The organism is Pleomorphochaeta sp., from assembly GCF_050031695.1.
GTDB lineage: Bacteria > Spirochaetota > Spirochaetia > Sphaerochaetales > Sphaerochaetaceae > Pleomorphochaeta.
The window spans coordinates 14,580-35,441 of sequence record NZ_JBNAIC010000041.1 but is presented as its reverse complement, the minus strand read 5'-3'; the positions used below and the strand labels follow the sequence as shown (position 1 = coordinate 35,441).

The 20,862-nt window shown below is 28.2% G+C and carries 19 protein-coding genes; 11 read left to right on the top strand and 8 right to left on the bottom strand.

The features are described from left to right. Positions 1–26: 26 nt before the first annotated feature. Positions 27–917, top strand: a complete 891-nt coding sequence (locus tag ACPKM0_RS07435; protein ID WP_472474765.1) for a GGDEF domain-containing protein — start codon at positions 27–29, stop codon at positions 915–917. Between the two features lie 46 nt (positions 918–963). Here the strand turns inward: ACPKM0_RS07435 and ACPKM0_RS07430 are convergent, their stop codons facing one another. Next, positions 964–1,593, bottom strand: a complete 630-nt coding sequence (locus ACPKM0_RS07430) for an adenylate kinase (protein WP_472474764.1) — start codon at positions 1,591–1,593, stop codon at positions 964–966. Between the two features lie 216 nt (positions 1,594–1,809). Here ACPKM0_RS07430 and ACPKM0_RS07425 point away from each other — a divergent pair, with 216 nt between their 5' ends. Together ACPKM0_RS07425 and ACPKM0_RS07420 are read left to right on the top strand one after the other, a co-directional pair. Then, on the top strand, positions 1,810–2,871 hold the full coding sequence (locus ACPKM0_RS07425; protein WP_472474762.1) for a uracil phosphoribosyltransferase: 1,062 nt from the start codon (positions 1,810–1,812) through the stop codon (positions 2,869–2,871). 2 nt (positions 2,872–2,873) lie between these two features. Then, positions 2,874–3,515 carry a tetratricopeptide repeat protein gene (locus ACPKM0_RS07420; RefSeq protein WP_472474760.1) on the top strand — a complete coding sequence of 214 codons (642 nt, stop codon included), beginning with the start codon at positions 2,874–2,876 and terminating at the stop codon, positions 3,513–3,515. A gap of 6 nt (positions 3,516–3,521) precedes the next feature. Here the strand turns inward: ACPKM0_RS07420 and trpS are convergent, their stop codons facing one another. The 4 genes from trpS to ileS are packed head-to-tail and all read right to left on the bottom strand — an operon-like array spanning position 3,522 to position 8,804. After that, a complete protein-coding gene (gene trpS / locus ACPKM0_RS07415) occupies positions 3,522–4,580 on the bottom strand; it encodes a tryptophan--tRNA ligase (protein ID WP_472474758.1) in 1,059 nt (352 codons plus the stop codon). Between the two features lie 22 nt (positions 4,581–4,602). Beyond that, complete coding sequence (locus ACPKM0_RS07410; RefSeq protein ID WP_472474757.1) at positions 4,603–4,788, bottom strand: FmdB family zinc ribbon protein; 186 nt, start codon at positions 4,786–4,788, stop codon at positions 4,603–4,605. A gap of 1 nt (position 4,789) precedes the next feature. Continuing rightward, positions 4,790–5,665, bottom strand: coding sequence for a hypothetical protein (locus ACPKM0_RS07405; protein WP_472474756.1), 876 nt, complete (start codon positions 5,663–5,665; stop codon positions 4,790–4,792). 16 nt (positions 5,666–5,681) lie between these two features. Beyond that, a complete protein-coding gene (gene ileS / locus ACPKM0_RS07400) occupies positions 5,682–8,804 on the bottom strand; it encodes an isoleucine--tRNA ligase (RefSeq protein WP_472474754.1) in 3,123 nt (1,040 codons plus the stop codon). A 124-nt stretch (positions 8,805–8,928) separates the two neighbouring features. On the opposite strand from ileS, the gene ACPKM0_RS07395 reads away from it, so the two are divergent. Then, positions 8,929–10,302 carry a CCA tRNA nucleotidyltransferase gene (locus ACPKM0_RS07395; protein WP_472474752.1) on the top strand — a complete coding sequence of 458 codons (1,374 nt, stop codon included), beginning with the start codon at positions 8,929–8,931 and terminating at the stop codon, positions 10,300–10,302. On the opposite strand, the gene rnc is transcribed toward ACPKM0_RS07395, so the two are convergent. Genes rnc through rpmF form a run of 3 tightly spaced genes read right to left on the bottom strand, consistent with a single transcriptional unit; the run spans position 10,299 to position 11,500 of the window. Continuing rightward, positions 10,299–11,042 (bottom strand): ribonuclease III, encoded by a 744-nt coding sequence (gene rnc / locus ACPKM0_RS07390; protein WP_472474750.1) that lies wholly within the window; start codon positions 11,040–11,042, stop codon positions 10,299–10,301. The genes ACPKM0_RS07395 and rnc overlap by 4 nt on opposite strands. Positions 11,043–11,055: 13 nt before the next feature. Continuing rightward, positions 11,056–11,295, bottom strand: coding sequence for an acyl carrier protein (acpP, locus tag ACPKM0_RS07385; protein WP_464626748.1), 240 nt, complete (start codon positions 11,293–11,295; stop codon positions 11,056–11,058). 19 nt (positions 11,296–11,314) lie between these two features. Beyond that, the gene (gene rpmF / locus ACPKM0_RS07380) at positions 11,315–11,500 is read right to left on the bottom strand and encodes a 50S ribosomal protein L32 (RefSeq protein WP_464626747.1); all 186 of its coding nucleotides are present in this window, start codon (positions 11,498–11,500) and stop codon (positions 11,315–11,317) included. 240 nt (positions 11,501–11,740) lie between these two features. On the opposite strand from rpmF, the gene ACPKM0_RS07375 reads away from it, so the two are divergent. The 7 genes from ACPKM0_RS07375 (at position 11,741) to ACPKM0_RS07345 (ending at position 20,861) form a co-directional block, all read left to right on the top strand. Further along, a complete protein-coding gene (locus ACPKM0_RS07375) occupies positions 11,741–13,498 on the top strand; it encodes a sensor histidine kinase (protein WP_472474748.1) in 1,758 nt (585 codons plus the stop codon). A 1-nt stretch (position 13,499) separates the two neighbouring features. Then, entirely contained in the window at positions 13,500–14,612 is a 1,113-nt protein-coding gene (locus ACPKM0_RS07370) for a response regulator transcription factor (protein ID WP_472474746.1), read from the top strand. A 100-nt stretch (positions 14,613–14,712) separates the two neighbouring features. Further along, entirely contained in the window at positions 14,713–16,002 is a 1,290-nt protein-coding gene (locus tag ACPKM0_RS07365; protein ID WP_472474744.1) for an ABC transporter substrate-binding protein, read from the top strand. A 66-nt stretch (positions 16,003–16,068) separates the two neighbouring features. After that, the gene (locus ACPKM0_RS07360) at positions 16,069–16,953 is read left to right on the top strand and encodes a carbohydrate ABC transporter permease (RefSeq protein WP_472474742.1); all 885 of its coding nucleotides are present in this window, start codon (positions 16,069–16,071) and stop codon (positions 16,951–16,953) included. A 12-nt stretch (positions 16,954–16,965) separates the two neighbouring features. Continuing rightward, positions 16,966–17,835 carry a carbohydrate ABC transporter permease gene (locus tag ACPKM0_RS07355; RefSeq protein ID WP_472474740.1) on the top strand — a complete coding sequence of 290 codons (870 nt, stop codon included), beginning with the start codon at positions 16,966–16,968 and terminating at the stop codon, positions 17,833–17,835. 5 nt (positions 17,836–17,840) lie between these two features. Continuing rightward, positions 17,841–19,235 carry a GH1 family beta-glucosidase gene (locus tag ACPKM0_RS07350; protein WP_472474738.1) on the top strand — a complete coding sequence of 465 codons (1,395 nt, stop codon included), beginning with the start codon at positions 17,841–17,843 and terminating at the stop codon, positions 19,233–19,235. A gap of 9 nt (positions 19,236–19,244) precedes the next feature. Next, positions 19,245–20,861: a glycoside hydrolase family 43 protein gene (locus ACPKM0_RS07345; protein ID WP_472474737.1), complete on the top strand. Its 1,617-nt coding sequence runs from the start codon at positions 19,245–19,247 to the stop codon at positions 20,859–20,861. Position 20,862 lies beyond the last annotated feature (1 nt).

The following is a 20,862-nucleotide window of genomic DNA, read 5'->3' as shown; positions in this document are numbered from 1 at the left end:
AAACAATTAATGATAAAATAAATTATATGGAACATTTAATTAAAATTAATAATAAAAAAGACATTAAAGGCATAGTAAATTATTCAGACTTTAATGTTGAGGACTATTTAGAATTTGATTACTATAGGATAGTTAACCCTTTAACAAAAGAAGTATTCTACTTTGATGAAAGTAATATATTAAAAAAATATAATAATTATAAATGCTATGAAATTTGGGGTTCAGGAAGAAGTTGTGATTACTGTGTATCTACTAACGCTCTTATTACATCTTCTACAAAAAGAAAACTCGAACAAATAAACGGTGAATTATATTTAGCAAAAGTATTCCCTATTTTAATTGATGATAAAAAATATATTGTGGAATTATTTCAAAATATAGGAGACAGTTACGTTAAAACAGAAAATAAGAATTTAAAACTATCTCAACTAATTACACAAATGAATCATTTAGCTACCATAGAAAGCTTTAGTGGACTTTATTCTCATGGTTTTATGTACAATAAAGCAATGGAAATTTCAAGAGATAATATATTACCTGTATCTTTACTATGCATGGATATTGATAAAATGAAATATGTCAATGACACTTTTGGACATTTTGAAGGTGATAAATTAATTAAAAATATTTCAAAAGAATTATTAAAACTTAATAATGATAAGGTCTTTGCTGGTAGAACTGGAGGGGATGAATTTCAAATTTTTTATATAGGCTACAATGAAAAAGAAGCACTTGATTATTCATCAGATGTGCTTAAAAATTTAGAAAAAATTCCAGTCAAAAATAATTATTATAGTTCAACAAGTTGGGCTATTGGAGAGAGAAAAGCACTTCAAACTCCTAAAGAATTTATGGAAACTGTTGACGCTAAAATGTATCGAGTAAAAGCTAATCACCACGCTATTAGGAAAGAATAAATTATATAAAACCAGTTCGTTAGAACTGGTTTTTATTAATTAAATATTATTTATTTAATGCAGCTTTTACATCAGCTAAAACTTTTTCAGGAGCTTGATTTGAATCAATATCAATCAATAATCCTTTTTCTCTATAATAATTTATAAGAGGTTCTGTTTGAGCTTGATAAACTTCTAAACGGTTTAAGATTGCATCCTCTTTATCATCATCTCTTTGAATTAATGCTTCACCTGTTTCATCATCAATTCCTTCAACTTTAGGAGGATTATAAATTACATGATAAATTTTGCCTGTGCTTTTACACATTCTTCTACCAGATAATCTCTTAATTATTGTATCTCTGTCTAACACAAAATTTATAACAGCATCAATTTTTTTCATTTCACTTAAAGAATCAGCTTGAGCAATAGTTCTTGGAAAACCATCTAAAATGAAACCATTTTGAGCATCATCATTAGTAAAACGGTCTTCAACCATTTTAATTGTTACACTATCAGGAACTAATTCACCACTAGCCAAAATAGCTTTAACCTCTTTTCCTAATTCTGTTTCATTTTTGATATTATATCTAAATAAATCGCCAGTAGAAATATGAGGAATTTTAAAATCATCTTTTGCAATAGCTGCAATTGTACCTTTACCAGCACCAGGAGGGCCTAAAAAAACTAAATTCATAATACGTTTTAAGAGTATAAACTCTTTTCTCCTTCTTAAATTAATTTTATCATCTATAAGTAATTTATTAAAAAAAGAGAATTGAAGCAATATATTTAGCAAAGAACTTTCATGATATCAATAAAAAAATATTTTTATTTTTCTTTAGCTTTAATTTATTCAATCAAGGTTGTAAATTTTGGGTCTATAGAGTAATATAAATTTTCAGGAGTAGTTATGAACAAAATCGTTTTACACGCAACTGACTTAGATGGTTTTCTTTTAGATGAGGATAAAAATGCAATTGAAAATGTACGAAAGATGTACGAAACTTCATTAGAAAACTGTGCAATTATTGATCAATCAACGGACGAATCAGAAATTACAACAGCAAAATCAAATCTTGTAACTTCTGCTTCTCAAATTGGTGCCTATTTAAAAGAGTTTTGCTCTAAAGAACCTAATATTCATGTATATTCATTTGAAACACCAAAAGAACAACACGGACAAGCATCTCGCTTAATTGCAAAATTAAGACAACCTGATACTAGCCATGAAGAGTTCTTGTATTATATTCAAAGAGCATATGAAATGATGTTTGCACATGTATATTGCGATGCAGCTCTTCCAAACAAAAGGTCATTAATTACTGAAACACCTGTTACAATCCCAGTAAGAAACTTCGCAGCACATAAAATTCCTAATATTGACCCAACTGTAGAAAATTCTGTTATGTGTGTTATGTTAAGAGGTGCGCTATTACCTTCAATGATTATGAGTAAAGAAATCCAAGATTATAGTTCTAATGATTTTATTACACCTTTTGCTTTATTTAAAATCAAAAGAGATGAAACTAAAAAAGAAAGTAATATGGATTATATTCTTGATTTAGATAAGAGTTTCTTTAATCTTGAAGAATTAAATGGAAAAGATTTAATTTTTGCTGACCCTATGAATGCTACCGGTGGATCTTTAGTTACTATCGTTAGATATTTAAAAGATGAAGGAATTAAACCTAAATCAATAAAATTCATCAATGTTGTAAGTGCATTTAAAGGTGCTGTTAGAATTTGTAGAGCTATTCCTGATGTTGAAGTTCACACTTTATGGATGGATCCAGTACTTAATGAAAATGCATATATTCTTCCAGGTCTTGGAGATGCAGGAGACAGATTAAATGGTGAAGATGGTGAGAAACCTAGAAATATGATACAATTAATTGCTGACTATGGTGCAAATATAACAAATCTATATAGAGACCAAGTACGTGAAATTGAAGAAACAGTTTTAGGAAAATAATAATGAAATACAAGAGACAATGGTATTTAATATTTATTTATATTACTGTATTAAGTATAACTCTTGTCTCTTGTAATAGCTTAAATTCTGATTCCTATAAAATTGAAAAACTCTTATATGATGCCAATCTTAGTGCATCTGAGAATGATTATTCTCAATCAATTAATTATTATGATCAAATTTTAGATATAGATTCATCAAATCAAAAAGCTTTATATAATAAAGCTATAATTTTATTTGATAAAAAGTCATACCAAGAATCTTTATATAATACAAATTTGATTATTAAAAAGTTTCCTAATAATCTAAAAGCTTATGAATTAAAATGTGAAATATATTTAAAATTAGACGATATATCTAATTTAATTAATACTTATAATACTATATTCGAAATATATCCCTATCTCTATGAACAACGATATAACTTTAATGAAATATTGATATCAAATTTCGATATTAACAATAGCATTATTGTATCGAATTTATATAAAAATTCTATTATTTTAATTGAAGATGAAGAATATAATGAATCTGCTATAAAAGCATTAAATTTACTTTATGAAAATAATGATGAATATTCTATTTTATTTTATCTATATAATAAAAAAGCTTGGGAAGAATTATATTTCCCAAGCGAAAATTAACATTAATTAAATAACCATATTCATAGCTTCTCTAACTTCTTTTAAAGTTTGTTGAGCTTCATTTCTAGCTTTATCAACTCCATCTAACAAAACTTTTCTAATATATTCAGGATCCTTTTCAAGTTTTGCTCTTCTTGCTCTAATTGGTCTAAAATATTCATTTACAGCTTCAGTTAAAGTTTTCTTTAACATTCCACCTCCACCATTTCCAATCCTTTGTGCAATATCGTTAGGATCTTCATTAGTACAAAGAGAAATAAGTGATAATAAATTAGCTACTTCTACTCTATTTTCTGGATCATAAGTAATAAATCTCTCAGAATCAGTTTTTGCTTTCTTAATAAGTTTTGCAGTTTCATCTTCGGTAGACGATAAGAAAATTGCATTATTTCTACTTTTACTCATCTTTTGATCACCATCTAAACCTGCAACATGAGGAGTTTTACTTAATAAAGCTTGAGGTTCAGGGAAAATAGGATTTTTCTTTGCATATTTATCATTAAATCTTCTTGCGATTAATCTTGTCATTTCTAAATGAGGTAATTGATCTTTTCCAACAGGAACTACATCGCCTTTGCAAAATAGAATATCACAAGCTTGATGTATTGGATAAGTATACATTCCGGCATTAACTTTTTTTATTCCTGCAGCACTTATTTCTTCTTTTACAGTTGGATTTCTACTCAATTCAGAATTAGAAACTAATGTTAAAAAAGGTAACATTAATTGATTTAATTCTGGTACATAGCTGTGAGGGAAAATAACAACATCTTTGGCAGGGTCTAATCCAATAGCTAAATAATCAATTGCTAATTGCTTCGTATTTTGTGATATTTCATTATATGCATCATGATCAGTTAATACTTGATAATCTGCAATTAAAATATATGTAGGAACACCTAGATTTGCTAATCTAACTCTATTTTGCAAAGTACCAAAATAATGACCTAAATGTAATCTCCCTGTAGGTCTATCCCCTGTTAACACTTTATGTTTTTTTGGATTTTCATGTATATCTTTTTCAATTTTTTTGCTTTTAGCTAAAGCAACTTCATAAGTGTCCATTCTATATCTCCAATTATTTTTTTTATTTTTTACTATCTGTACAATAAAACCCTGTTCCTTTATACAAAACTGCAGTTGAACTGTAATTTTGAGATAAAGAGTTTTTTGCATGACATTTTGGGCAATCGACAGGTAATTCATCCTTAATCGATTGTTCTATTTCAAATTTATAATTACAATTTTTACAATAAAAATTATATCTAGCCATATTAAATTCCTACGTTGCTAGCACTAATAGTACTTTTTAATAAATCCATTTGTTCATCAGATAAAGGCATATTTATTATATTAACAATATTTCCATCTCTAACAAACATTAATTTAAGAGATGCAAAATCAAGTTTTTCCCCAGCTTTTTTTAGTGTAGCTGTATAACCGGCTTTTATCATTCTATCTAAAGTTTTAGCATTGTTTTCTGTATCTACATCAAATTTTGCAGTTAGTAACATGCTTTCACTGTCCCCTTCATCAATTAATAATAATAAGGAATCAAAATGAGAAATCATTGTTTTTGTTAATCCTATTCCAAAATCAAAAAGAGTAATAGGATTACTACTATATAAAGCAAAATTTGAATTATACATTTCAATTGCAGTTGTCGAGTCTACTTTTTCAATTTTACTATCAACAGTATTCAATAAATCAATATATGACGTACTACTAGCACCAATCATATTTTTATGCATAACTCCTATTTCAGTATCACCTGCTTTATAATATGATTTAGAATCTTCAAGTATTTTTTCATAGTCTGTAAAATGATTTAAAGTAAAGTTAGTTGTAAAAAAAGGAAAATCACCTTCAACTACAGCATTGTAATCAAATGATTTAATAGGATATTCATCCGAAGTTGGTATTATTTGTATTGTAATTTCTTTAGCCCTAGAACCAATTTCTTCACCTAAAAGCGATTCAACTAGTTCTTCTTCTTTTACAGCATCTATTAATATAATAGTATCCCCTTCATCTGCTAAGCTTTGAAGGGGTACGATTTGAGATTCAGGACTTAGAAAATCGGTAGTACTACAACTCATTAATGTAAAAATTACAACATATAAGAAACTATATAATTTTATCTTTTTCATAAATCCTAAATCCTTGTTATAGTTTAGAAATATCTATTTTTATAGTATTATTTCCAACATCTATAGAATCTAATTCTAAATTAACTTTTGCTAATTTATCACAAAGTGTTTCATTTAAAATATATTCTTTATATTGTTCGAAAACTGCATCTATAGAAGAATCACCTTCATAACTAATAGATATATGATCACTTACATCGAAGTCTTTATCTTTTCTTAAAGTTTGAATTGCTCTAACTATATCTCTTGCAATACCTTCATTAATTAACTCTTCAGTTAACTCAGTATCGAAACCAATTGTTAACTCATTTTCATTAACAACTTTAAGATTAGCTTTTTCACTTCTTTGAATCATTATATCATCAGCTTTTAATACAATAGTTCCATCTGAATATTCAACTTCTTTATCATTTCCATCAAGAATTGAAGCAATTTCATTTGAAGAGAATTTCATAATTAATGAAGCTACTTCTTTCATCTTAGGACCTAATTGTTTACCTAATACTTTAAAGTTAGCTTTTGCACTATATTCAACTAATGAAGATTCATCACTTTGGATAAGGACTTCTTTAACATTTAATTCTTCTGCAACAATATCTGTCATTGATGATAAAATTTGTCTATCTTCTTCGCTTCTATCTACTAAATAAACTTTAGATAATGGTTGACGAGTTTTTAAACTATGAGCACTTCTTAAGCTTCTTCCCATATTAATTGCTTTCATTGTTAAACTCATTTGTTTTTCTAAAGCTAAATCACGTTGAGTTTCATCGTATTCTGGGAAATCACAAAGATGAACAGAAATAGGCATTTCTTTAGTTCTTAAATTACCATAAATTGATTCTGTTAAGAATGGAATTACTGGTGCAGCAATTTTAACAACTGTAGTTAATACATAGTATAATGTATCATAAGCCATTTTTTTATCGCCATCATTTTCACTTCTCCAGAATCTTCTTCTGCTTCTTCTAATATACCAGTTATTTAAGTCATCAATAAAGCTTACTAAAATACCACAAGCTTTTTGTATATCATATGAATCAAGAGCTTCTGTTACATCTTTAATTAAACCTTGAGTTGTTGAGATAATCCATTTATCTAATGGATTTTCTAATTTTTCAAAAGGTGTTGAAGATGGTTCATATTTATCAATATTAGCATAAGTAATAAAGAAGGAATAAGCATTGTAAATTGGTAATAAGAAAGTCTTAATTTGATCTTTAACACCATCTTCACTGAATTTTAGATCATCAGCTTTTACAACAGCACTATTCATTAAAGCAAAACGTAAAGCATCAGCGCCATACTTATCAATTACTTCATTTGGATCAGTATAGTTTTTATCTCTCTTACTCATCTTCTTACCTTCTTTAGTAAGAACAATTCCATTTGTAATACAATTTAAGAATGCAGGAGATTCAAATAAACCAGAAGCGATAATTGTTAATGTATAGAACCAACCTCTTGTTTGGTCTAAACCTTCACAAATAAAATCAGCTGGGAAATTATTATCAACATGTTCTTTATTTTCAAATGGATAGTGATGTTGAGCATAAGGCATTGAACCTGATTCAAACCAACAGTCAAGAACATCTGAAATACGTCTCATTGTTCCTTTACCATCTGGGCTTGGCCATGTCAAATCATCAACATAATGTTTATGTAAATCTTCAACTTTTACTCCACTTTTTTCTTCAAGTTCTGCAACAGAACCAATAACTTCAATATAGTCAGAATTATCACATTTCCAAACTGGAATAGGATTACCCCAGAATCTATTTCTAGATATAGCCCAGTCTCTAGCACCTTCTAACCATTTACCAAAACGACCATGTTTTAAGTGAGAAGGAACCCATGTAATTTTTTCATTGCTTGCTAACATTGTTTCTTTAATTTTTTGAACATTAACAAACCAACAAGTCATAGCTCTATAAATCAATGGCATATCTGTTCTATAACAGAAAGGATATGAGTGGAGATAATTTTCTCTCTTAACTAATAAACCTCTTTCTTTTAACCATTTAATAATATCTTTATCTGTATCTTTTACAAATCTACCTTGGAAATCTGCAACTTCTTCGGTGAATTCACATTCATCATTAATAGGACAAACAACAGGAATACCAGTTCCTTTTAATACTTGATAGTCATCTTCACCAAAACCACTTGCAGTGTGAACAATACCACAACCATCTTCAGTAGTAACATAGTCACCTAAAACCGTTGTAAAAGCACCCTGTTCTTTAAGCTCTGCAAAATATGGGAATAATGGAGTATATCTTAGACCTTCTAAATCAGATCCTTTATATTCTTCAACTACTTCATAATCTTCTTCATTTTTATAATAATGAGAAAGTCTATCTTTACCTAAAATATAATATTCATCACCATCTTTAACTTTTACATAATCAATATCTGGTCCTAAAGCTAAAGCTAAGTTTGATGGAAGTGTCCAAGGTGTTGTAGTCCAGGCTAAGAAATAAGTATCAGTTGTGCCATCCATCAAGAACCTTACAGTTATTGCTTGATCAACAACATCTCTATAACCACCTAAATTTACTTCAAAGTTAGATAATGGACATGCTAATTTTGGGCTATATGGTAAAATATTATAACCTTGATATATTAATCCTTTATCATATAGTGATTTAAATACCCACCAGATTGATTCCATATAATCTTTATCCATGGTTCTATAACCATTATCAAAATCAACCCATCTACCCATTCTAGTAATTGTTTTTTTCCATTGGCTTGTAAAACGTAATACGATAGAACGACAATCTTCATTAAATTTAGCAACACCATATTCTTCAATGGCACTGTGCCCACTAATACCTAGATTTTTTTCCATTTCATATTCTACTGGAAGACCATGACAGTCCCAACCAAAAGTTCTAAGAACTCTTTGGCCTTTCATCGAATGATATCTTGGAATTACATCTTTTATTGTACCTGGAACTAAATGTCCAAAGTGTGGTAAGCCTGTTGCAAAAGGAGGACCATCATAAAATACATACTGATTATCTTCAGGTCTTTGTTCGATGGATTTTGTGAAAACATCTTCCTTTTCCCAAAATGAAAGTACTTCTTCTTCTACTTTCGGAAAGTCTATTTTTGTATCTATTGGATTAAACATTTCAACTCCTAGAAATGAAAACTTATTTTATGCTATTCTAAAGTAAATTTAAAATAATGACAACCAATATAACTACATAATTAATCAGCTTGACGTAGATTAAAAGGAAGGTTAGTTTTAGCTTATGAAACATTTTCCAATAAATAAAACAATAAAAGAATTTGCAACCATATTTAACGATAATGGGTATAAATTATATATAGTTGGAGGAGCTGTTCGAGATTATATTCTAAACATAAAAAATGAAGATTATGATTTTGCAACAGATGCTACTCCGGAAGAGGTTATTTCTCTTTTTCGAACAACAATTCCAACAGGAATAAAACATGGAACAGTCACAGTTCTATTCAAAGGGAACAACTTTGAAGTTACAACTTTTAGAAATGAATTTGATTACAAAGATGGAAGGAGACCTGATAAAGTAAAATTTATAAGAAGCCTTGAAGAAGATTTAAAGAGAAGAGACTTTACAATAAATGCATTAGCCGCTGATGCTATTAGTGGAATAATAATAGACAATCATAAGGGACTAGATGATTTAAAAAACAAAAGAATCAAGGCAATTGGGATTCCCCAACAACGTTTTGAAGAAGATGGTCTTAGAATAATGAGAGCTTGCAGATTTGCATCAAAACTAGATTTTGAAGTTGATAATGAAACTAAAATTGCAATGAAAGAAAAAAGTAAAAAAATAATAAACGTTAGTCATGAGAGAATTAAAGATGAATTATTTAAATTACTAAAGGGCAAATCTCCTATAAAAGGCATAAACTTACTTGAAGAAAGTGATATATTAATTTACATATTACCTGAATTATTGAAATTAAAAGGCCTAGAGCAAGGTGGATATCATAAATTTGATGCATATACACATACACTATTATGTGTTCAAGCTTCTGCAGATTTAAACTATCCTTTAGATGTAAGACTTGCAGCGCTTTTCCATGATATTGGAAAAGCAGAAACACAACAAATCGATTCTAAACGCATGTCTATGTACACTAAAGTGTCATACTCTTTTTATAACCATGAACTCATTGGATCTAAAATAACTAAAGATGTACTATCTCGTCTAAAAGCTTCTAACAATAGAATTGATAAAGTTAGCAATTTAGTAAAAAATCATATGTTCAATTATATTTATACATGGAGTGATGGTGCTGTAAAAAGATTTATAAATAGAGTTGGATATGATAATATAAATGAACTCTTTATGCTTCGAATGTGTGATCAAAAGGCAATTTACAATAAAGCAAATTGGAATAGTATTAGTGAATTAGAAGATAGAATAGCTATAATAATTAAAAACGATGAAGCATTAAGTATTAAAGATTTAGCAATAAATGGTAATGATTTGATTTCATTAGGAATAAAAAAAGGCCCTCTATTTTCAAAAATATTGAATTATCTACTAAATACAGTATTAGATGATCCAAATTTGAATAAGAGGGATAAATTATTAGAAATTGCTTTAAGTTATTATAAAAGCATATACTAATCTTCTTTTTCAATTAATTGTTCATAAGCAATTTTAGCTGCAGCTTGCTGAGCTGTTTTCTTATTTTTACCAGTTGCAGGCCCGAATATTTGCCCATTCAAATTTACACTAACGTAAAATACTCTACAATGGTCAGGGCCTTCTGTTTTTTCAAGAATATATATTGGAACTTTTTTCCATGATTTTTGGCAATATTCTTGTATAGCTGTTTTATAATCTCTAACTATTTTATGATCTAAAAATGCATATATTTGAGGAACCATTAAAGATTCTATTAAATTTTTTGCAACTTCAAATCCTTGATCTAGATAGACACAACCAAAAATTGCTTCCATACAGTCAGATAGGATGGCTTTCTTTTTTCTGCCACCAGAATGACCTTCCCCTTTACCAACTAAAACGACATTACCTACTCCAAGTTTTTGAGCTACTTGAAATAGAGAATCTTCGCTAACAACAGCACTTTTTATTCTAGAAAAATCGCCTTCATGTTTAGCTGGCAAGTTCACAAATAGCCAATTACTAACAGACAAACCTAAAATTGAATCGCCTAAAAATTCTAATCTTTCATTATTATCTGTTACAATAGGGCATTCGTGAGCAAATGATCTATGAGTAAATGCAAGATTTAATAAATTTAAATCATTAACAGTTACTCCCAACTTATCCAAAAAATATAAAAGCTCCCTTTTTCTCCTAGGAGAAATTGAGGGAGCTACTCCGACTTTAGCTTCTGTCATCGATAAACAGTCCTTAGTCTAGCTGAGAATCTAGATACTCAACAGCATCTTTAACAGTTTCGAATTCATTAGCTTTTTCATCAGGAATAGTAATTCCCATTTCTTCTTCTATAGCATAAATTAATTCGTAAGTGTCTAGACTGTCAGCTCCTAGATCTTTTCTAAAAGAAGCATCTAATGTTACTTTAGATGGTTCTACTTCCATTTTTTCTGCAATTAATTGCTTAACTTGATCAAAAGTCTTGTTATCCATGATTTAGCTCCTATGTCTCTTACTTATCGCTAGTATCTACTATCATTTCACCACGATAGAAACCACATTTTGGGCAAACGCGATGTGGAAGGATTTTAGCACTACATGTTGGACATACTGTCAATGTAGGTGCCTTAAGCTTCATATTCGCAGCCTTTCTTGATGCAGCTTTAGATTTTGAAGTTTTATATTTAGGTGTTGCCATTTCATACCTCTTAAATAGATGATTTTTTTTGTTGACGCTTTGAGAAGAATAACGAAATAGTATGAAAACGTCAACAACTTTTTACTTCTATATTTCAAATATTATCCTAAGATTAACTTTTTTTCAATTTTAATTTATTTTTTTTATATAGATTTAATATAAAATAACATTTTCTTTCACCAAAATATAACTAAAAAAAATAATGTTGCTTTTTCTCTTTTCTTGAATAACAATATATTCATGCTTATAAAAACCAAAAAACCTAAACTATTTACAACTACCATATACTCTTTTTTACTTTTTGTTTTAATTCCAACATTTATACTATTTATTCTTCTTTCTTCAATAATAAGAAATGAAATGATTAGCCAAAATACCGAAATACAAAAACAAGCCCTAGACCAAATTGTATATAATATAGAAAGTGAAATAAAAACTATTTCAATAATGTCTTCTTCTATAGTCCATAATGAAAAAATAATAAATGAAGGAGTTTCTTTTAGTAAAGCAATCAACAGAAGTGAAAATTACCAAAGTCATACTAACTTAGATAAATTACTAGAAAACTATTTAGTCAGTAATAACTTTTCAGGAGAAATATATTTATTATTTGAAGACTCCAATAAATATCATTTGAGCAGAAATTCAGCATGTATTGATGCCGATTATGATAGTTTATTAAATTTATTAGTTAACACAGATCCATCCCTCGATAAAACCCAAATTGTAGATAATCTTTTTTATAATTTTGGAAACGAATACCCATTTTCAGCTGCAATAGTAACCTACCCTCCAGCTTCATGGGGATATGAGACTTCCTATACAGCTGAAATAACAATTGCTCCATTAAGTTCGATTAAGCAATTTTACAACAATAAAAATTTACAGAATGGAAATGTAATATATTTAATAAATAAAGACAAAGAAATCTTAGCATCTAACGATACCGAAAAAATAAATGAAAAATATAATGAACAATTATATGTTAATAATCAAATTATTATTCAACAAGAAATATATAATACACCTTGGACTATTATAAATATCGTAGATCCAAAAGAAATTACAAAGAATGTAGATAAAGTTTTTTCAATAATATATATATTACTAGGAATTTTGTTTTTACTATATTTTATTTATAACATAATATTTTTATTATTAATTACTAGACCTATCAACAATTTAATTAATGATATGAGTAAAGTTGGAAAAGGTAATTATACAATAGAAAAAACTATTAACCATTTTTACGAAATTGATTCATTAAGCAACAGTTTCTATTCAATGGTTAACGAATTAGAAATATTACATAAACAAATAGAAAAGGCTCATAGAGAAACATTAATGAGAGAAATAGAGGCATTAAGATTTCAAATTAACCCACATTTTATGTGTAATACATTAAATTCCATTAGAATGATGGCTATGATTGCTAAAAACGATGCAATTAAAAGAATGAGCACCTCATTAATGGTAATCATGGAAGATAATTTAAATGGTACTAGTTCATTTTCCACAGTTGAACATGAATTAAAAAATATAGAATCTTATATCTACATAATGCAAGTAAGATATGGAAACTCTTTTAAATTTGAAAAAGAAATTGAAAATACAATATTAGATTATTCTATACCTTCTATGTTACTTCAACCATTAATTGAAAACTCAATATTACATGGACTTAGAACTAAGGAAATTGATGGTAGAATTAAATTAATAATTAAGCAAAAAAACAGTAAATTAATTATTAAAATATTCGATAATGGAATCGGTGCTAATAAAAATAGGATAAAACAAGTTCTAAATCAGAAAAATGAGCATTCAAAGGGATTTAACCACATAGGATTAAGAAACGTAAAAAGACGACTTGATTTACTATATAAAAACGAAGCAAAGATGAAGATTATAAGTAGAGAAAAAGAAGAAAATAAAGCATCTTTCTTTTTACAAATCATAGAAATACCATTAAATTATAAAATAACCAAAAAAAAGGAATAAAATGAAAAAAATATTATTAGTAGACGATGAACCTTTAGTAATAGTAACACTCAAAAGCTTAATTAATTGGGAAAGTTATGGTTTTGAAATTTTAATGGCATGCTCAAATGGAGAAGAAGCATATAATTATATAACTCATCATAAAGATGAAATAGATATCATTTTATGTGATGTTGATATGCCTATATTAAATGGCATAGACCTTTGTGAAAAACTACTTGCTAATAATATAATTATAAATACTATTTTCTTAAGTTCATACAGTAATTTTAGCTATGTTAGATCAGCCTTTCATAACGGTGCTTATGATTATATATTAAAAAGTGAATTAGATGAAAATAAACTTGTTAAAATATTAACATCCCTTGAAATATCTCAAAAAACAGATATAAATAAATCTAATAATAACATTATATTCAAAAACCGAACAAATTATTTTTTATCATGTATAGATAATACTAATTCTTCCAATATAACTTTTCATGAATGTAATTTTGATATAAATTATCCATTTTATCTTATTTTTCTAAAAATAAATCATTTTAAAAAAATAGATAATAAAAAAGAAATAATTAATATAATTGAAGAAGAAACTAAAAACTATCTATTCAATAATTACAAACATTTTGCACTACTGATTGAAAAAAAAGATTCTATTCAAAATGTTATAAATCGAATTGGATCTAATCTATGGAATTATATAAATGTTAGCTTTGATTACCAGATTAGTACAAAAATAACTAATGAAGAGCAATTTAAAAAAGAAATAAAAGAAATATACAATAAAGCTCATTCAAGTAGTAGATTAATATATTTAAGTCGTAAATATATTCAAGAGAATTATAAAGATTCCAACTTAAACCTTTCTAAAATTGCTAAGGAAGTTAATGTTTCAAAAAATCATCTTTCAAGAGGTTTTTCAAAAGAAACTAACGAAACAATAGTTGAATATATTTCTAAGATTAGAATAAAAGAAGCTCAAAAATTATTATCTACTTCAGATTTAAAAACATATGAAATTGCTGAAGAAGTTGGGTTCTCAAATTCTGAAACGTTTTTTAGAACATTTAAAAAGTACTGTGGAATAACCCCAAAACAATATCAAAAAAAATAATTATTATAACATTTTTTGTCATTAAATGATATTTTTCATCATTTACGAGTCTAAAATGCCATGAAAAAATAAGACTATAAAAAAAAAGGAGTTCTAAATAATGAAAAAATTATTAGTTTTATTATCAATGATGCTATGTTTAACAGGCATTTTCGCTCAAGGTTCATCTGAAAAAGATACAGATGAAACAATAACAATAAAAATGGGAGACAGTCTTCCTGATAAAAATAATGGCATGGGTTTAGTTTACCAAACATTAATCAACGAATTTGAAGATACACATGCTAATGTTAAGTTTGAAAACGAAAGTTATAACGACCAACCATGGCAAGAAAAAGTTAGAATTTATGCAACAGCTAACCAACTTCCTGATGTTTTAACTTATTGGTCATTCTCAACACTTTTACATCCTTTAGTTGAAGCTGATATGGTACAAGAATTGGATTATAATACATTCTCACAATATGAATTCTTACCAGGAGCTTTAGAAGGTAATATGGTTGATGGTAAATTATATGGTATTCCAACAAGTTCTGACTTCTGGGTAATCTACTATAACAAATCATTATTCGAAAAAGCAGGTTTAGACATTCCAACCACTTGGGATGAAATCATGGAAGATGCATCTGTATTTAATGAAATGGGAATCATTCCAATGGTAACAGATGGAAAAGATGGTTGGCCTCTATGTGAATTATTTGATAACATTGCACAAAGAATCAATGGTGATTTCTCATATGTTGCAAAAGCACAAGAAAGAGAAATGAAATATACTGATGAATCTTTTGTTCAAGCAGCAGATTACATCCAAGAACTAATTAAAGCAGGAGTTTTCCAAGAAAATTTAACAACAAGCGACTACGGTGATGCAAAGAATGCTTTTGGACAAGAAAGAGCAGCAATGTACATGATGGGTTCTTGGGAAATGGGACTATATAATGATACTAACTTTAGTGAAAACTTTAGAAGTAATCTAGATGTAATGGCTTTCCCAACTGTAGAAGGTGGTAAAGGTACAGCTCAAGACACACTAGGTTGGTACGGTGGTAACTTTATTGTTAGCTCAAATAGCGACAACACTGAATTAGCACTAGAATTTACAGAATTATTAGCAGAAAAATTTGGACAACTTGCTTGGGATTTACAAGCAGCTTTCCCTCCAGTAGTAGTTGAATCATCAGAAAATGATACACCAGTTGCTAAAAAATTATTAGAAATTGTTGGAAACTCAAAAACAATGAGTGGTACACCAGGATTAGACAGATTAGATAACGTATTTAAAGAAGATCATCAAGAATTAATGAGACAATTATGTTCATTAATGATTGATAGTGAAGAATTTACTTCAACTTTAGACGCCTCAGCACAAAGAGCATACGACGAACGTTAATCGTTATCGATTCTATTAGCTCGCTTGAAAAACAAGCGAGTTAATTAATTTAACTTGGAAAGTACCATGCAATCAAAATTTAAAGATAAAAAAGTAATAACTTTTTTAGTCCTTCCTGGAATATTAATTATGCTATTAGCAATAGCTACACCAATTATAATATCTTTTGGACTTAGCTTTGTAAAATGGACAGGTTTTGGAAAAATGAAACCTATTGGATTTGATAATTATCTAAGATTATTGAAAGATCCAATATTTTTTAAATCAATAAGAAATGTATTTGTTTTAATTTTCGTAACTGTTGTTTTTCAAAATACTTTTGCTTTCATTTTAGCAATGTATTTAACTTCATTAAAACAAAAATTATCCAATGTCTTAAGAACAATTTATTTTATACCGGCAACACTTTCTTTAGTCGTTGTTACAAAACTATGGGTAAATATTTTTAATCCTTCATATGGATTATTAAATAAATTATTAGCAAGTATCGGACTTGAAAATTTACAACATGCCTGGATTGGAGACACCTCTACTGCTTTAGGATCAGTTATTTGGATTATAGTTTGGCAAGGATTTGGTTGGGCTCTTCTCTTTTATTATAGTGGAATTGTTACAGTTCCTGAAGAACTAAAAGAAGCTGCTCAAATAGATGGAGCAAACAAATTAACTTTATATTCTAGAGTAATTATTCCATATATTATGCCAATTGTTCAATCAATAATCATTATTGACGTTACATCTTCATTAAAACAAATGGAAATGATTTATTTATCAACTGCAGGTGGACCTGGAGATACAACTCAATTTATTGCACTTTATTTATATCAAAGAGCCTTTAAATATTCAGAATATGGTTATGGAAATGCTATTTCAGTCATCTTTGTTATTTTAGCGTTTGTATTAACAATATTAATTCAAAAGTTTTTTGAAAAAAGAACAGACTATTTATAGAGGAAAAGTCAAATGAATAATGAATATTATATTAAAAAAAATAATCTTGAAAAAAGAAAAAAAATGGCTAGAAAAACAATCTTAATGATTCTTCTAATTTTAATAGCCTTATTACAAATTTTTCCTTTAGTTTGGGCTTTTTCATACTCAATTAAAACAAGTGGAGATTTATTTGGCCCAGAATTACTAAGTTTTCCTAATGATCCACAATGGATAAATTATAAAACAGCATTTATAGATGGGAAAATATTACAATATTTAACAAATACTTTAAAAATTATTATTCCATCAGTTACACTTGGAACAATTTTACCATTTATGCTTTCTTATGCTTGTTCAAGAATGGAGTGGAAATTAAAACCAGTTATTTGGACTATAGTGATTGCTGGATTAACAGTTCCAATCCATACTACACTTTTACCTAATTTTATTTGGTTTAATAAAATCCATTTATTAGATACACACTTAGGAATTATTATTTGTTATATAGCTTTTAGTATGAGTTTTAATACTATAATCTTTAGTGGATTATTAGCGGGTATACCAAAATCAATGGAAGAATCTGCTTTTATTGAAGGAGCTTCATACTATACTATTTTATCAAGAATAATTGCACCTATGGCAGTAACTGGGTTTTCAACTGTTGCAATTCAAACTTTTTTAAATCACTGGAATGAATATATTATGGCTAACACTTATCTTTCTACAGAAGCAAAGAGGACTTTACCTTTCTCATTAATACTTTTTGACGGCCAATATTCTTCAAATTACGCGGTACAATTTGCTTGTATGGTATTAGTCGCCCTACCTCCTCTTGTATTATATTTTGCATTTAGTAGTAAAATAATGGCTGGTGTAACAGCTGGCGCTGTAAAAGGATAATTATCATGTACAAAGAATTTTTACAATTTCCAAAAGATTTTGCTTTTGGAGTTAGCACTTCCTCTTATCAAATTGAGGGAGCTGCTTTTGAAGATAATAAAGGTTTATCAATTTGGGATGAATTTACTCATGATCCAAAAAATATAGAAGATAAAACTACAGGTGATATTGCATGTGACCATTATCACAAATGGGAAAGTGATCTTGATTTAATGAAATCGTTAGGTATAAAAAACTACAGATTTAGTATTGCTTGGGCTAGAATCTTTCCTAATGGAAAAATTGATAGTTTAAATCAAAAAGGAATAGATTTTTATAAAACGCTAGTAATAGAAATGCTAAAAAGAGATATTACCCCATATATTACACTTTTTCATTGGGATTTACCTTTAGAACTTCAAAAAGAAGGAGGTTTTGCTAATAAGAAAATTATCGATTATTTCTTTGATTATGCAAAAGTTTTATTAAAAGAATTAAGCCCATATGTTAAGAATTGGATGACATTTAATGAGCCTTGGGTTTATGCTTTCAATGGAAACTTAATCGGATTAATCGCTCCTGGAATTAAAGATTTAAAAATTGCTCTTGAAGTTTCACATAACATGTTATTAGCTCATGCTAAAACAGTAGAATATTGTCACAAACATTATAAGAATTTAAGGATTGGTTTAGTAAATAATTTAGAACAAATTGAGAGTTCCTCTAAACGAGAAGAAGATATAATAGCAGCTAAAAGGTGGGATGAAGCATATAATGCTTGGTATATGGATCCATTATTTAAGGCTAGTTATCCTAAAGATTTAGAAAAATATTACAGAAATCATCCAACTCAAGATGGAAAAGTAGAAAATGTTATGTGTGATTATACACAAAAAGAAATGGACTATATATGCAAAAACAAAGGTGACTTCTTAGGTATAAACTACTACACAAGACATGTAATTGCATTTGATAAAAATGATAATCACATTAATGCAAAATGTGTATTTAAGCCAATGATTAAAAGAGCTGGAATTGATAGCTGGGAAGTTAATCCAGAAGCTTTTTACAATGTTCTTATGGGTGTTAGAGAAAAATATGGAGACATAGAAATATATATAACAGAAAATGGTACTTGTGGAAATGATTCAATAGGAGAAGATGGCTGCGTTCATGATAGCTACAGAGTAGAATACATAAGAAGGCACTTTGCTGCTGCACACCAAGCAATGAAAGATGGAGTCAATATAAAAGGATATTTCGTTTGGTCTTTCTTAGACAACTTTGAATGGGCATATGGATATACAAAAAGATTTGGAATAGTTTTTTGCGATTATGAAAACAATCAAAATAGAATAATTAAAGATAGTGGACATTTTGTATCTCATGTATTTAACAAAAACGGATTTAATATAACTTAAGGAAAAATAATGATTAAGAACCCAATATTACCAGGCTTTAATCCTGATCCATGTATTATTAGAGTAGATGATGACTATTATATTGCTACAAGTACTTTTGAATGGTTTCCTGCAATTGCTATTTACCATTCAAAAGACTTAAAAAACTGGCATCTTTTAACTCATGTAATAAAGAACGAAGAAGATATTGATTTAAGACAATTAGAATCAGCAAAAGGAGTTTGGGCTCCTGATATAATTTATGATAAATTTAGAAATAAATTTATGGTTACATTTACTAGAATGGCTAATTCCAATTGTGGATATAAAGATTTAGATAATTTTTATGTTGAGTCTAACAGTATAATGGGACCATGGTCTAAACCTGTATATATTCATTCAATTGGTTTTGACCCTTCTCTATTTATAGATGATGATGGTAAATATTATGTTACTTCGCTAGAATGGGAGTTTAGAACTAATCATGAAGATCCTGGGACAATAGTATTACAAGAATTAGATATTATAAATAAAAGAGTTATTGGATATGCTAAAACTATTTCATCAGGTGCAACTGATAGAGGTTGTATTGAAGCTCCTAGAATATATAAAAGAAATGGATATTACTATTTGATGCAAGCAGAAGGTGGAACAGGTTATGGGCACAGTGTTACTCTTTCAAGATCAAAAAACATTTGGGGGCCTTATGAAAGTAAAAACAATTCACCTATTGTAACCTCTCACCTAGAAGATTTTAATGATAGAAATGTACCAGGATTTCTTAAACCTGAAAAGTTTGTTGAAAACGGAACTCATTTACAAAAATCAGGTCACGGAAGTATATGTGAAACACAAAATGGAGAAGTCTATCTTTGCCATTTATGTGGAAGACCAATTTTACCACATGCTTGTTGCACATTAGGAAGAGAAACGGCTATTCAAAAAATGAAGTGGACTGATGATAACTGGTTAGTTATGGATGATGAATCTAACTTAGCAAAAGATGAAGTTATAGAAAGTGGATTAAAAGAAGTATTATTTGAAAGTGAAAATGGTAAGTCATTATTTGAGCCATGGCCTGAATATTTAATCTCGTTAAGAATTGATAAAAAATCTTGGTTAACAGTTAATGATAATAAACAAGCTGTTATTAGAGGTCAACAATCTCTCAGCTCAATAGATAGAGTTAGTTTAATTGCAAAAAGACTAACCTCACTAAATTGTGAGTTTTCAACTTTATTAGATTTTAATCCTAAAGTTTTTCAACATATTGCAGGTATTGCAATTTATTATGATAATATGAATTATTTATCACTTCAAAAGACAATTGAAGATAATCAATTAATTTTAGAAATAGTTCAATTTGATAATAATAAAAGAATTGAAAGATTTAAAACAAAATTAAGGAATAATAATAAATTAGAATTAAAAGCGACCTTAAATTCAAAGTATATTAACTTTTGCTATAAAGAAATTGGTGAAGAAGAATACAAAGATATTGAAATTGATTTTGAAACTTATAAATATAGTGATGAATATAGTCAATATGGAGAATTTACAGGAACGTTTTGTGGTATTTTTGTAATTGACTCTAATCAAAGAAAAGAAAAAGCTACTTTTGATTATTTTAAATATAATGATTTATAGA